Source organism: Chloroflexota bacterium (assembly GCA_014360805.1).
Classification (GTDB): Bacteria; Chloroflexota; Anaerolineae; order DTLA01; family DTLA01; genus DTLA01.
The window spans coordinates 1-14303 of sequence record JACIWU010000012.1 but is presented as its reverse complement, the minus strand read 5'-3'; the positions used below and the strand labels follow the sequence as shown (position 1 = coordinate 14303).

The 14303-nt window shown below is 66.9% G+C and carries 11 protein-coding genes; 3 read left to right on the top strand and 8 right to left on the bottom strand.

Translation table 11 applies throughout. The features are described 5' to 3' along the window. Positions 1–145: 145 nt before the first annotated feature. The 3 genes from ade to H5T65_03420 form a co-directional block, all read right to left on the bottom strand. Positions 146–1852 carry an adenine deaminase gene (ade, locus tag H5T65_03430; GenBank protein ID MBC7258276.1) on the bottom strand — a complete coding sequence of 569 codons (1707 nt, stop codon included), beginning with the start codon at positions 1850–1852 and terminating at the stop codon, positions 146–148. Between the two features lie 101 nt (positions 1853–1953). After that, positions 1954–2835: a hypothetical protein gene (locus H5T65_03425; GenBank protein ID MBC7258275.1), complete on the bottom strand. Its 882-nt coding sequence runs from the start codon at positions 2833–2835 to the stop codon at positions 1954–1956. A 17-nt stretch (positions 2836–2852) separates the two neighbouring features. After that, on the bottom strand, positions 2853–3851 hold the full coding sequence (locus H5T65_03420; protein ID MBC7258274.1) for an NADH:flavin oxidoreductase: 999 nt from the start codon (positions 3849–3851) through the stop codon (positions 2853–2855). A 480-nt stretch (positions 3852–4331) separates the two neighbouring features. Between H5T65_03420 and fusA the strand changes: the two genes are divergently transcribed. Next, complete coding sequence (gene fusA, locus H5T65_03415; GenBank protein ID MBC7258273.1) at positions 4332–6401, top strand: elongation factor G; 2070 nt, start codon at positions 4332–4334, stop codon at positions 6399–6401. Positions 6402–6455: 54 nt separating this feature from the next. On the opposite strand, the gene H5T65_03410 is transcribed toward fusA, so the two are convergent. Both H5T65_03410 and H5T65_03405 read right to left on the bottom strand, forming a co-directional pair. Beyond that, positions 6456–8102 (bottom strand): GAF domain-containing protein, encoded by a 1647-nt coding sequence (locus tag H5T65_03410; GenBank protein ID MBC7258272.1) that lies wholly within the window; start codon positions 8100–8102, stop codon positions 6456–6458. 46 nt (positions 8103–8148) lie between these two features. After that, the gene (locus H5T65_03405) at positions 8149–8823 is read right to left on the bottom strand and encodes a helix-turn-helix transcriptional regulator (protein ID MBC7258271.1); all 675 of its coding nucleotides are present in this window, start codon (positions 8821–8823) and stop codon (positions 8149–8151) included. Positions 8824–8977: 154 nt separating this feature from the next. Between H5T65_03405 and H5T65_03400 the strand changes: the two genes are divergently transcribed. Beyond that, the gene (locus tag H5T65_03400; protein MBC7258270.1) at positions 8978–9160 is read left to right on the top strand and encodes a hypothetical protein; all 183 of its coding nucleotides are present in this window, start codon (positions 8978–8980) and stop codon (positions 9158–9160) included. Positions 9161–9208: 48 nt separating this feature from the next. Then, positions 9209–9934: a hypothetical protein gene (locus H5T65_03395; GenBank protein ID MBC7258269.1), complete on the top strand. Its 726-nt coding sequence runs from the start codon at positions 9209–9211 to the stop codon at positions 9932–9934. A gap of 10 nt (positions 9935–9944) precedes the next feature. On the opposite strand, the gene H5T65_03390 is transcribed toward H5T65_03395, so the two are convergent. The 3 genes from H5T65_03390 to H5T65_03380 all read right to left on the bottom strand — a co-directional run bounded on the left by H5T65_03390 (position 9945) and on the right by H5T65_03380 (position 14025). Continuing rightward, positions 9945–11333 carry an L-seryl-tRNA(Sec) selenium transferase gene (locus tag H5T65_03390; GenBank protein MBC7258268.1) on the bottom strand — a complete coding sequence of 463 codons (1389 nt, stop codon included), beginning with the start codon at positions 11331–11333 and terminating at the stop codon, positions 9945–9947. Position 11334: 1 nt separating this feature from the next. Continuing rightward, positions 11335–11706 carry a hypothetical protein gene (locus tag H5T65_03385; GenBank protein ID MBC7258267.1) on the bottom strand — a complete coding sequence of 124 codons (372 nt, stop codon included), beginning with the start codon at positions 11704–11706 and terminating at the stop codon, positions 11335–11337. 240 nt (positions 11707–11946) lie between these two features. Then, entirely contained in the window at positions 11947–14025 is a 2079-nt protein-coding gene (locus H5T65_03380) for a hypothetical protein (protein ID MBC7258266.1), read from the bottom strand. Between the last annotated feature and the right edge of the window lie 278 nt (positions 14026–14303).

The window sequence follows — 14303 nt, the reverse complement described above, 5'->3', positions numbered from 1 at the left end:
GTCTCGGCTCCAAAGTCTGGCGATCACGCCATGGGCATAGGAGCGACGCACTTCTGAAAGTGCGTCGCACCTCCGGCGCCAGACCCTTGGGGTCTATTCGCGTGCATCCGCGCGATTCGTGGATGACACTCCGCCTCCGTGGGGCCTACTGGACAAACAGGGGCACGAAGCGGAATTGCGTAACGTCCACCAGGCCGCGGTCCGTGAGTTTCAGTGTCGGGATGACGGGCAGGGCCAGGAAACTCAGCGCCGTGAACGGATCGCGCAGGGCGGAACCCATGTCGGCGGCGGCCTGCAGCAACTCCCGAAACGCCGCGCCCACTTCCTCCAGCGGTCGGTCCGACATGAGGCCCGCGATGGGCAGCGGCAACTCCGCCCGCACTTGACCGTCCTGCACGGCCACCAACCCACCGCGCATCTCCACCATCCGCCCCAGCGCCACCTTCATGTCGTCGTCGCTGGTGCCGACCAGGATGATGTTGTGGGAATCGTGCGCCACCGACGAGGCCAGCGCGCCGCGCCTCAGCCCGAAGCCGTGCACGAAGCCCAGCCCCACGTTGCCCGTGGCCTGGTGTCGCTCTACCACCGCAATCTTCAGAACGTCGCGCTCGGTATCCGAGACGACGAACTCCCCGTCCGTTTTCGGCTCCATGATGAGTTGCTGCGTAACGATCTGTCCGGGGACCAGGCCGATGACGCGGACGCGGTTGCCGCGCGCGGGGACCGCGAAGGAGATGCTGGGCGGGTGCACGTTCATGGAACTGCGCACGATGGCGGGGTTGTGGGGCGACAGGGAGCCGACGAACCGCCCCCGCTCGGCGACAATCTGCCCGCCGCGCAGCACCTTGAGAATGCGGAAGTCCATGAAGTTGTCAAAAACCACCAGATCGGCCCGCCACCCTGGGCGGATGCCGCCCCGGTCCAGAAGGCCGAAGTACTCCGCGGGGTTCAGCGTCGCCATCTGGATGGCGGTGATGGGGTCCAGCCCGCTGGCGATGGCCGTGCGGATGATGCTGTCCAGGTGTCCCTCCTCCAGCAACTCCAGCGGGTGGCGGTCGTCGGTAACGAACATGCAGCGGCGCGCCGTGGCGGGCGTAACCAGCGGCAGCAGGTCGCGCAGGTTGCGGGCGGTGGAACCCTCGCGAATCATGATGTACATGCCCATGCGCAGTTTCTCTTTGGCCTCCTCCACCCGCGTGCACTCGTGGTCCGAGCCGACGCCGGCGGCGATGTAGGCCATGAGGTCGCGGCCCGAAAGGCCGGGCGCGTGGCCGTCAATCCGTTTGCCCGCGGCCGCCCGCACCTTGGCCATCACCGACGGCTCGCGGAACAGGACGCCCGGGTAGTTCATCATCTCGCCCACGCCCTGCACCCAGTTCTCCTTCAGCAGCAGCGCCAGGTCCGACGGCAGGATGCGCGCGCCCGAAGTCTCCATGTCCGTCGCGGGCACGCACGACGGCACCATGACATAGACGCTGAAGGGGTTGCGCTTGCTGGATTCCAGCATGTACCGAATGCCGTCAAACCCCAGCACGTTGGCGATCTCGTGGGGGTCAATGACCACCGACGTAGTCCCGTGGGGCAACACGGCCCGCGCGAACTCGGGCACCCGCAGCATGGAACTCTCAATGTGCACATGGCCGTCAATGAACCCAGGGCAGACGTAGGCTCCGTCCAGGTCTATCTCCACCTTGCCGCGATAGTCGCCCAGGCCGGCGATGCGCGTGCTGGCGATGGCCACACTGGTAACGTGAATGTCGCCCGAGAAGACGTTGACCACGCGGGCGTTCTTCAGCACCAGGTCGGCCTCATCTTCCCCCCGCGCAATGCGTATCAAATCCTCAAGCGTGATGGCCATTCCAACCCTCCTGATTAGCACAAAGCGACCTTGTGGGGTCGCCTTGTTGTATCCTGCTCGCACCCCAGCGTGCGACTGAACGGACCATGCATTCCCTACCGACGCCGGCCGAAGAGGCGCTGCCAGAACCCCCTCGGCGCGGCACGGCGCGTCGGTTCCCGCTCCGGCGGCGACAGGCCGGGGAGATAATCGGCCGCAGGCGCGTTGGGAATCAGGCGCACCTTCCCGGATTCCAGCGCGCACGCGGGCGTATCTCGCACGATGTGCTCCAGCGGCATCGGGGGGTACGGGTCGTGGTAGATTCCCCTCGCCACGAGAGCGGGCATGAGCCGGAACAGGGGGCAGGGCCTGCGCTTGCGCGCCAGGGCCTGCTGCACCGCCTGGGCCACCTGCGCGTTTCGCTTCGCCGTCCGCTCCACATCTCGGCTTTCAGCCGGCTCCAGGAACACGTGGTAGATGCCTTCCTCGCCGTCGGTTACCTCAAAGAGCAAACTATCGCCAGGGCGGCAGCCCATCGCGCTGAACCAATCCGCCAGCGCATGGGACGGGGCAATCCCCGCCGCGCCCTCGTCAAACCACAGGATGGGCTGCGAGAAGAGCGGCCCCTGCTCTAAGTACAGATGGCAGGGGCGCGAGGCGGCGTGGCGTGGCGCGTACAGGAACGGGAACAGCACGAAACAGGCATCCGGCCCGAGCCGCAGGGAGCCTTCGTCCAACTCCTTTTGCGACAGGACATGGCGAACCGTCGCGCCCTTGATGAACCACAGGGCCCAGGCGTAGCGGTTGTCGTCCACGGGAACCACGAGCGGACTGTTGCGGAGCGTGTTGCGCACGGTGCGGGCGGTGTCCCGAACGGGGCGCACGGGCATCTGCGCGACGGCGGCGAGGACATCGGCGAAGGGCAGCGGGCCATCGGCCCGGCGCAGGGTTTCGCACACCGCCCGGGCGTAGGAGATTCGCCGCTCCGCCTGTGCCATCTAGCGCCTCCGATGCCTTACTCGCGCGACGCCAGCAGCCGCCGAGCCTTCGCCACCCAGTCGGGATCGGCCAGTTGCGCCCGTCCCACGGCGATGAGGTCCACCAAGCCATCCCGTATCACCCGGTCGGCGTACTCCGGATCGCGCACGTTGCCCACGCCAATGGTTGGAATTCCGGCGGCGCGCCGCACCCTCGCCGCCAGAAGCACGAAGTAGCCCTGCTCGGTGAATCGGTCGCGGCCCGATCCCCCAAGCCCGCCCGAAACGTCCAGGATGTCCACCCCGGCCCCGGCCAGGATCGGCGCGATGCGTTCGGCGTCATCGGCGGTGATGCCGCCCGGGGTGAGGTCGTCGGCCCCGAATCGGTACAGCACCAGCAGGTCGCGCCCGACGGCTTCCCGCACGGCGCGGATGACCTCGCAGGGGAAGCGCAAGCGGTTTTCCAGCGGCCCGCCGTAGTCATCGGTGCGGCGGTTGGTAACGGGCGAGACGAACTGCCCCAGCAAGTAGCCATGAGCGCCGTGAATCTCCACGGCGTCAAACCCGGCCGCCTGGGCGCGCCGCGCGGCTTCGGCGTAGTCGCGGGCCAGTTGCTGAATCTCCTCCCGCCGAAGCGCCCTTGGCGCCTCTGGATCTCCGGGGACGGGGAGAGTCCAGGCGCTGATAGGCTGCGCGCCGATGAGGTCGCGGGTCGTGCGCGCGCCGGCGTGGGTGATCTGCAAGCAGGCCGCTGCGCCCGCCGCCTTGATGGTTTGCGCCAGCCGAGCCAGGCCCGGAATCAGCGCGTCGTCATGGATGCCCAACTGGCGGTCCGACACGCGACCGTCGCGGCGGATGTACGTGTGCTCCACGATGAGCAGCCCCGGCCCGTCGGTGGCGATGGCTTCGTAGTGCGCCAAATGCCAGTCGGTAACCTCGCCCCGCGGGGTGGCGCGTTCCGTGGCGATGGGCGGCATGACGATGCGGTTCCGCAGCCGGACGCCTCGCACCTCTAGGGAGTCAAACAGGTTCGCCATCGCGTCCCTCCTTACATCTATTATAGCGCCACCTGCGCGCGGCGTCAATGCCCCCGCGATGCGCGCCTTCGTGGGAAAGGAGCATCGCACAGAGGCACAAAGAAAACCCTTTGTGTCTTTATGCCTCCGTGTGAAAGATTATTCTCACACAAAGACACGAAGGACACAAAGAAAACCCTTTGTGCCTCCGTGTGAAAGATTATTCTCACACAAAGACACGAAGGACACAAAGAAAACCCTTTGTGCCTCTGTGTGAAACATGATTCTCGCGCAAGGTTGGTAGGGCGGCTTGCCGTAGCCGGCGGGGGCAGGGGCAGGTTTTGACATGGCGCTTACGCGGGCGGGGCGGCTTTGACACAACCGCCTGATTCAGATAGAATAACCGTACATGTGGGCCTGCGTGGAGGAATCCCCAGGCCCGCCATTCATGTTTGATGAAGCGAATACACCTGGACGGAACGTCCTAGACGAGGAGGATTCATGGCCGGTTACGACATCAGCAAGTTGCGCAATGTTGCCTTGCTGGGACATGGCAACAGCGGGAAGACCACACTGTCCGAGGTCATGCTCTTTGACGCAGGTGCCATCTCGCGCCTCGGTAAGGTGGACGACGGGAACACCACATCGGACTTTGACCCCGAAGAGCAGCGGAGGAAGATCTCGGTCAACACCTCTATCCTTCCACTGGAGTGGGGGGATTGCCGCATCACGATTCTGGACACCCCGGGGTACACGGACTTCGTGGGCGAAGTGCGCAGCGCCGTGCGGGTCGTGGAGGGGGCTGTCGTGCTGCTGGATGCCGTCGCCGGCGTGGAGGTCGGCACGGAACTGGTCTGGCAGCACGCCAATGACTACAAGTTGCCCCGCCTCGTCTTCGTCAACAAGATGGACCGCGAAAACGCCGACTTCCAGAAGGCGGTCGCCAGCCTGGCCGAGATTTTCGGCGTGCGGCCTGCCATCATGCAGTTGCCCATCGGCAGCCAGGCCACCTTCAAGGGCGTGGTGGACCTGGTGTCGCGCACGGCGTATCTGGGCCCCAAGGCCGAAAAAAGCCCCATCCCCGCCGACATGGCGAGCCAGGTGGAAGAGGCGCGGACGCAACTGATAGAAGTCGCCGCCGAGGGCGATGACGAACTCATCATGAAATACCTGGACGGCGAAGAACTCACCGAGGACGAAATCTACCGAGGGCTACGGTTGGGCGTCAAGGGCGGCAAGATCGTCCCCGTCCTGTGCGGCGCGTCCCTGGCCAACATCGGCATCCAGCCGCTGCTCAGCGCCATCGTCGCCCTGCTGCCCTCGCCAGCCGAAGGGGGCGAGATTCTCGCCAAGAACTCTGCCACCGGCGAGACCGAAACCCTGGCAGCCACCGACAACGGGCCTCTGGCCGCGCTGGCGTTCAAAACGACGGCAGACCCCTTCGTGGGGCGACTCACCTACCTGCGCGTGTACTCAGGCATTCTGGAGTCGGACTCCCGCGCGTTCAACTCCCGCTCCCAGAGCGAGGAGCGCATCGGCCAGTTGTTCCTTATCCGCGGCAAGGAGCAGACCCCCGTCAAGCAGTTGCGCGCGGGCGAAATCGGCGGCGTGGCCAAGTTGAGCAGCACCATCACCGGGGACACCCTGTGCGACAAGGGCCGGCCCCTGGTGCTGGATCCGGTAACCTACCCGAAGCCCATCTTCTCGGCGGCCATCTCGCCCAAGACCAAGGCCGACCTGGACAAGATGAGCACGGCTCTGACGCGGTTGGTGGAAGAAGATCCCACCCTGGAAGTTACCCGCGACGCCGAAACCAACGAGACGATTCTGTCGGGCATGGGCGAGTCCCATGTGGACATCGCGGCCCGCAAACTCCAGCAGAAGTTCGGCGTGGAGATCACCGTGGGCACGCCCAAGGTTCCCTACCGCGAAACGATCACCCGGACGGCCAGCGCCCAGGGACGCCACAAGAAGCAGACGGGCGGCCACGGGCAGTTTGGCGATGTGTGGCTGCGGCTGGAGCCCCTACCGCGCGGCGCTGGATTTGAGTTCGTGGATGAGGTGTTCGGCGGGGCCGTGCCGCGCCAGTACATCCCGGCGGTGGAAAAGGGCGTGCGCGAGACAATGACCAAGGGCATCCTGGCAGGCTATCCGGTGGTGGACGTGCGCGTCGCGCTCTACGACGGCTCGTACCATCCGGTGGACTCGTCGGAAATGGCGTTCAAGATCGCCGCGAACCTGGGGTTCAAGAAGGCGATGGAGGAAGCCGGCCCGGTGCTGCTGGAACCCATCATGCAGGTGGTCATCACCATTCCCGAGCAGTACATGGGCGACGTGCTGGGCGACCTGAACACCCGACGGGCGCGCGTGCAGGGCATGGAACAGTCCCACGGGCGCAGCGTCGTAACGGCGCAGGTCCCACTGGCCGAGATGCTCCACTATGCCACCACCCTGCGCTCCATCACCCAGGGGCGCGGCGTGTACACCATGGAGTTCTCGCACTACGAGGAAGTCCCCTCGCACATCGCGCAGCAGATCATCCAGGCGGCGAAGGCAGCAGAGTCCAAGTAGCGCCACGTGTGGGGAGTTGCGAGCGGGCTTGCGAGAGCAGGCCCGCTCTTTGTTTTACGCCTGCCGCGCCCCTAGCGGGATGCGAATCTGCACCGTCGGCCCTTGTCCGGCGGAGGCTTCCCGCAGGTCCAGGGTGCCCCCCAGCGGCGTGAGTTGCTCGCCGATGGCGGCCACGCATCCGATTCCCACTTCGCCTCGCGTGCAGCGGCGTTCGCCATGGGGCTTGCCGTTGTCCTCAAGCGTGAGCGTGAGCGCCTCGTCATCGGCGGCCAGCGTCAACCCAATCTCCGTGGCCTGGCCATGCAGTCGGGCGTGACGGATGCCCTGCGCGGCCGCGTGGAATGCCGCCTCGGACACCGGCAACGGAATCTCGCCGGCGAGGCCGCTAGCATCAAGGCGGATGCGGACGCTTTCCTCGGGCAACTGCTGGATGTACGCGGACAGGGTGCCGGCCAGTCCCTCGGTCTCCAGCAGCGTGGGGTGCAGTTCAAACAGGAGGAGGCGCGCCTCGCGGGTGGCCTCGCGGGTCAACGCCTTGAGCGACTTGATCTCCTCGCTGGCGGCGTCGGGCTGGGCCGCCAGGAGATGCTCCACGTGGTCCAGCCCCATGGCGACCGCGGCCAGCACCTGGATCGGGCCCTGGTGCAGCGTCCCTGCAATCTCCGTGCGGATGGAGCGGGGGAGCGCCCCCCATTGCTCCCGCGTCTCGTCCACCGCCTGGCGCAGCCACGCGGTCTCCAGAATCGCCGACACAAGGGCGGCCACGCCCGCGATCAGGCTGGCGTCGGCGGGGCGGAACCCCGACGTGCCCATGCGGTTGAAGATGGCGAGCACGCCGCGCCGCCCTCCTGGCGTGCGTATCGGCACGGCCACCAGCGACCGAAGCGACGCCACCAGCGCGCCTTCCACATCCGGCGCGTAGCGCGGGTCTTTGTCCGGCTCGTTGCAGACGACGGTCTCCCCCGAAACGCAGGCGTGGTGCAACATGCCAGCGGGCCTGAGGCGCGCGCCCGTCCAGTCCAACGCTTCGTTGGGGATGTACGCCCCCAGACAATGCAGCACGCCCGCCTCGTCGTCCAGGGCCGCGATCAGGCCACCCTGCGCGCCGAAGAGCGTCGCCAGGACTTGAAGCGCCGCGCGCAGGGCCGCACGGGTGTCGGGTTCCGCCGTCCACGCCTGGGCCTGGCGGAGGATGGTGCCGAGCGCGGCCACCTGCAGGTGTGCGGTCTCCCGCGCCTGGGCCAGGTGCAGCACGCCGCCCAGCCACGGGGCCATGTCGCGCAAGCGTTGGGCCGCCCGCACCTCGTCGCCCGGCGCGACGCACAACGACAGTAGGCCCGCGACCTGTTGGCCCGCGACGAGCGGCGCCGCGCATAGGACCCAGTCCGCGCCCCGCGCCATGCTGATGGGCAGCGGGCCTTCCGGCAGCGTTGTCGCGCCCCGCCTCGCCTGCGCGGCCAGCGCCCGCTCCCACGAATCCACCTTGGGCGTGGCGTCGTCGGGCCAGGTTCCCGCGCGCGCCCGCGCCTCCCCTTCCCCCACGCAGGCCAGCGAGACCGCCCGCGCCTCGGTGTATGCGACCACCTGTTGCGCCACCGCGCCGAGAGCCGCGCGGAAGTCCTTCGCAACCAGGTGCGCGACTACCTCGGCCACCGGCGGGCCAGACGGCTTTGCGTGGGCTGGATTCGTCCCCTGCTTCACGAACAATGTCTCCTGGGAGCGCATGGATGGGCCGCAGACGAGGCGTTCACAGCGTGATGTCCAACAGCGTCTCGGCGATTTCGCGCAGGGTGTCGGCGGAAAGGGCGCTGATCTGCTTGGCGATCTTCAGGTACAGCGCGTTGGACGGCTTGAGCACGAACTCGCGCAGGTCGGGCGGAAGTTCGTCCAGGCGGTGCAGGTCGCGCATTCGGCGTTCCTCCTCGCTGGGCGCGAACAGGTCCTCGTCAAAGAACTGGGCGATGGGCACGCCACACGCCTCGGCGGCGAGTTCCAATTGGGCCACCGACAGTTCCTTCGTGCCCGCCTCGCACGCCTCCAGATACTCCGGCGTTACGCCGATTTCCTGCGCCAGGTCTTCCAGCGAGCGCGCCGCAATCAGGCGGGACTGGCGCAGCAGGACACCCACCATCTTGCGGCGAATCTGCATGATGGGCTGCACCGGCTCCTCAACCTCTCGTCGTTGGGGCAGCGCGTGGTCGTTCCAGAAGAACGAGAGGGGCACGCCGCTCAAGTGAGCCCAGACCTCCAGTTGGGACAGCGTGATGGGCGTCTCGCCGCTCTCCCAGCGGAGGATGTCAGCCTCGGTGCAGCCGAACACCTGCGCGTATTCATCGGGAAGCCTGCCGGCGCGAAGGCGCGCGTGCTTCAGGAGCGCCCCCAGTATCTTGTTCCGAATAGCGAGTGCCGGAGCGGCTTGCATGGCCCCCTCCCTTTTCGCAAGATTGTTTCACTCTGCCTACCCTGCAGCCCGCCCCATTATAACACAATCGTTGCGCGAATTCAACAAGGTTGACATCCGCGCCCCGCTGGCGTATAGTTGGACGCACAAAATCCTGGCGAGGGGGAAAGCCAACTTGCATAGAACACCACTTCGCATCCTTGCGCTCTTTGCTGTTGCAGTCCTGGTGCTGTCGGGCTGCGGGGGCGAGTCCACGCCGCCCACCCCCACGCCCACGTCGGCCCCTTCGCCCCAGGCGTTTGACCTCGTCATCCTGCACACCAACGACGTTCGCGGCTTCACCGAGCCGTGCGGCTGAAGGCCGCCAAAGGGCGGGTTGGCCCGTCGGGCCACCTTCATCCGTCAGATGCGGGAGCAGTACCCGCACGTCCTGCTGCTGGACGCCGGCAACGCGCTCACCACGGATCAGTGGCTGACATCCTCCACCAAAGGCGCGGTGATGATTGAGGCCATGAACCGCCTGGGGTACGACGCCATGACCCTGGGAGACCAGGACTTCCGCTGGGGGCTTGAGGTGCTCAAGGCGCGCATGGGCGAGGCGGCTTTCGCCGTGCTGTCGGCCAACGTGTACGTGGGCAGCGCCAGCACATTGTTCGCGCGCCCCTACGTCATCAAGGAGATGGCGGGGCACCGCGTCGCCGTCATCGGGGTTACCAGCAAGAACGTGCTGGCGTTCCTCCCGCCCGAAGGCAGAGGGGCGGTGTTCGTCGCCGACCCGGTAGAGGCCGTGCGGCGGGTGATGTCGGAATTGCAGGGCCAGGCCGACATCTTCATCGTCTGCTCCAACCTGGGCTTCCAACAGGACCGGGAACTGGCCGCGAGTGTGCCTGGCATCGCCGCCATTGTGGGGGGCAATCCGGGCGTCCTGATGCCCGAACCGTTCCGCGACGCCACCCACGGCACGGTGATCGTCCAGGCGGGGTATCAGGGCGAGTGGATCGGCCAGTTGATTCTCCGTATCAACGAGGCGGGCGAAGTCGTGTCCCACAGCGGCAAGACGATCACGCTGGGCGCCGATTTCGCCGACGCCCCCGACATCCGCGCGTGGCTGGACGGGTTGGCAAAGCGCTAGCCCCGCCGCGCTAAGCGACGCCAGCCGCCGCGAGAATGCCCTTCAGCAGTGCCGCATCCTCGTCGGGCAGCACGGTGCGCGGGTCAAACAGCAGGCGGTCTTCCTCAATGCGCGGCACGATGGCAGGCCTGCCCATGCGGAGCGCGCGCGCGAACGCATCGGGCGAGGGCACCGTCAGGGCCAGCAGCCACGTGGGGAGCGTCTCGCCGGGGAGGGAGCCGCCCCCGACGGTGGACTGTCCGGGGATTACGGCAGCCTCCACGCCGGCGGTTGCCAGTCGCCGCGCCCAGGCGCGCGCCCGTTTGCGGAGCGCGTCGGCAGGCGTTGAGATCATGCGCCAGACGGGAATCTCGCGGGTGGCCTCGCCCAGCAGGTAGTGCCGCAGGGTGGCCTCAATGCCGGCGATGGCCACCTTGTCCACGCGCAAGGCGCGGGTGAGGGGGTGCGTCCGCATACGGGCGACGAGTTCTCTCCTGCCGACGATGTAGCCCGCCTGCGGCCCTCCCAGCAGTTTGTCGCCGCTAAAGGTTACCACATCCGCCCCCGCCGCGAGGCTCTCCTGCACCATCGGCTCGTGCGCCAGGCCGAATTGGGCTGTGTCCAGCAATGTGCCGCTGCCCAGGTCATCCATGACGAGCAAGCCGCGGCTGCGCGCCAATTCCACCAGTTCGTCCAGGCCGGGCTGGTGCGTGAACCCGATGATGCGGAAGTTGCTGGTGTGGACGCGAAGGAGCAAGACCGTCTCCGCCGAGATGGCTGCCGCGTAGTCCTTCAGCGCGGTGCGGTTGGTGGTGCCGACCTCCATCAGGCGCGCGCCGCTCTGCCGCATCACGTCGGGGATGCGGAAGCCCCCGCCGATTTCCACCAGTTGGCCGCGCGAGATGACCACCTCCCGCCCCGCGGCCAGCGTGCTCAGCGCCAGCAGCACTGCGCCGGCGTTATTGTTGACCACCAGCGCGTCTTCGGCTCCGGTCAGCCGTTTGAGCAGGTTGACGGCATGGACGTACCGAGAGCCGCGCACGCCGGCCTCCAGGTCAAACTCCAGGTTCGTGTACCCTCGCGCCGCCAGTTCCATCGCCTCGCGCGCGGCCTGGCTCAACGGTGCGCGGCCCAGGTTCGTGTGGATGATGACGCCCGTGGCATTGATGGCGCGCCGCAGCGTCGGCGTAACCAGGGCTTCTAGCCGCGCCTGCGCCAACGTCAGGACATCGGCCAGGGAGGGCACATCCTCCCCCGCCAGCACGCGGCTGCGCGCTTCGCCCACGGCCTCGCGTATGGCTTCGGCGGCCAGGTCGTGGCCGAACGCCGCGGCCCACTCCTGTCCTTCCGGCGTCTGGAGCAGGCGGTCCACGCTGGGAAGTCGGCGCAAACGTTCTTCCGGTGCGCTCTTGTCGGCCATGTTATCCCTCCGTCCTGGATGGGCGCAGAATGACCAGTTCCACCAGCGCGACGATGCAAACGCCCAGCAGGAGCGCGGGCGCACTCAGCGCGCGCAGGCTGTTGAGCCACAGGTAGAAGGCTGCCAGCACGCCGATCCACAGGCTCTGACGGATGTAGCGAAACCAGCGGGGGTTCTCCCTGGCATCGCCGAAGCGGAGGTGCAGGAAGTACACGAGGGGCATCAGGGTGCTGCTCACGCCGAGCGCCAGAAGGCCGTAGAAAAGGTAGATGAGCGGCTCTTCGGGCGAGAACCCCGTAACCAGCGCCGCCAACGTCAGCCAGCAGATGAGGGCGAACACGATGGCGCCCACCGCGAATTGTCTCCCGTCCACGGCAACCCTCCTCGCCGAGTTGGGAGTATTATAGCCACGCCGCTGCGGTTGTACAAGGCGAGGGTTTTCTCACACAAAAACGCGAAGGCGCAAAGAAAACCTTTGTGTGAGAGAAACTATCTCACACAAAGGCACGGAGACACAAAGAAAACCCTTTGTGCCTTGGTGTCTTTGTGTGAGAATCATGTTTCACACCGCAGGCGGGCGGGAAGAGCGCGCGGGATGAGGAGGCACCCGTCGCTATGGCGCGTAGTCCCGGAAGGCGAGCGGCAGATACAGGAAGTGGGTGCGTTCCGCCGCGCCGCCCAACTCCCGCGCCCAGGCCATGCCGCCCGTGGTGCCGGCGAAGAGGAATCCCTCCGCCGTGGCGCCAAAGGACAGCGAGCGCACCCGCTCGTTCCACAGGCCGTCGTTGAGGGCCGTCCACGACTGGCCCGCGTCGCGCGACATGTACACGCCGTCGGAACACGTGCCCGCAAACAGGGTCTGGTCGGTGAGGAACGTCGGGGACATCTCCAGCGCGCAGACGGTTACCACGTAGGTTCCAGGGAGGCCGTTGTTGAACTGCGCCCAGGTCTGCCCACCGTCGGTGGAGCGGAATATGCCGCCCCAACTGCTGCCCGCGTACATCGTCTTGTCGGTGTTGAACTGGGGCGAGATGGCGAGCGCGTTCACCCGCAGGCTGATAAGCCCCCGATTGGCGGGGCTCCACGAGCCGCCGGCGTTCGTCGTAACAAACACGCCGTTGTCATACGTGGCGGCAAATACCGTGCTGTCGCTGAAGTAGAACGGCGATATGGCGAGGTCCATGATGCGGGTGCTTTCCAGGCCGGTATTCACGGCCTTCCACTGGTTGCCGCCGTCGGTGGTCTTGTACACGCCGCCCCCATCGGTGCCGGCGTAAAGCGTGCGGTCCACGCCGAAGTAGGGCGAGATGGCGAGCGCGCTTACCCGCAGCGAGCCGAGGCCCGAGTTCACGCGTGCCCACGTGCGACCCGCATCCGTTGATTTGTACACGCCGCTGCCGAGCGACCCCGCATAGATTACGCGGTCCTCGCGGAATTCGGGCGAGATGGCCATGGCAGCGGGGGTCGGGGGTGTGTTGATGAGCCGCTCCCACGTAACGCCTCTGTCCGTGGACTTGTAGATGCCGCCACCAGCGGTTCCCACGAACACCAGTCGGTCGGTGGCGAACTCGGGCGAGGCTTGCACGAAGTTTGCGGTGCCCAGGCCGGTGAGTAACTCGTTCACAGGCTGCCAAGTTGCGCCTGCGTCGGTGGACATCCAGACGCCGCCTTTGTCGGTGCCGACGTACAGGCGGCCATCGGCAGCGAAGTTGGGCGACAGCGCGATGGCGCGCACGGGCACGAAGGGGATGAGGCCCTGGTTCGCGTCCTCCCAGGTGGCGCCGCCGTCGGTGGACTTGAACACGCCGCCCGGAGAGCCGAGGAACAGGGTCTGGTCTGCCGCGAAATTCGGCGAGAGGGCAAGGGCCAACACCTGAAGACCGGCGGCGGGGAGATTGCCGTTGCGCTCATGCCACGTGGCGCCGCCATCGGTGGAGCGGAAGACGCCATGGTTGAACGTACCGGCGAAGAGGGTTCTGTCGTCCGCAAAGGCAGGGGACACGGCCAGCGCGCGCACATCCTCGCCCAACGCCAGGCCGACGTTGGCGGCGACCCACGAATCCCCACCGTCGCGCGACACGAACACACCGCCCGAGAAGGTGCCCGCGAAGACCGTGCGGTCCTGGGCGTAGTCGGGGGAGACGGCCAGCGCCTGGACGCTGAGGCTGGTCAGGCCGACGCCGGATGGATCCCAGGCCATGCCGCCGTTCACGGACTTGAACACGCCAGCGGCAAAGGTTCCCACGAACACGGTGTTGTCGGCGGCGAAGGTGGGCGTCGCGGCAATGGCTTGGATTCGGGGGGCCGCGCCAAGGCCCGCGTTGGCCGCGCTCCACGTGCGGCCCTTGTTGGCGGAGATGAAGAACCCGTCCGTGGCGCCGGCGAAGACCAGGGAACTCACGGCGAAGTTAGGCGGCGCGGCCAGCGCGACGATGGAGTGGTCGGTGAGGCTACCGGGTTCCCACGTCTGGCCCCGGTTGGTGGAGCGGAACACGCCGGCCTCCCACGTTCCGGCCAGCACAATCGCGTCCGACGCAAAGGTCGGGGCGACCCACAGGGCCTGCACCTGCGCGCCGAAGGGGCCTGTGGTCGTCCACACCCCCACACCGCTCAGCGCAGCCGTGCCCGACGAACCGACGCCCAGAAGCGCCACCAGAAGGGCCGCCGTCCCCAGGAGACGTATCTTTGCCATCCGCAAACCTCCCCGAAAGCGACGCCAGAGTCGCGTGATTGCTCGCAGCCGCCGTTTGCGCGGAGGGACGTTCCCCCGCCCACGCATTATAGCATAACAAGCAGGCGGGTCAAGCATGCGCGGCGCGGAGACGCAATTCGGTTCCGGGGCAAGGGCGCAGGGCGGGTCTCCATACCGGCCCCCTGCCCCTGTAACCGCGAATCACGCCAATCCACGCGAATAGGGAACGCGAGTTTGCTTTGCGTGGGGCAAGTTTCCATACCTGCCAGACCTGCGAC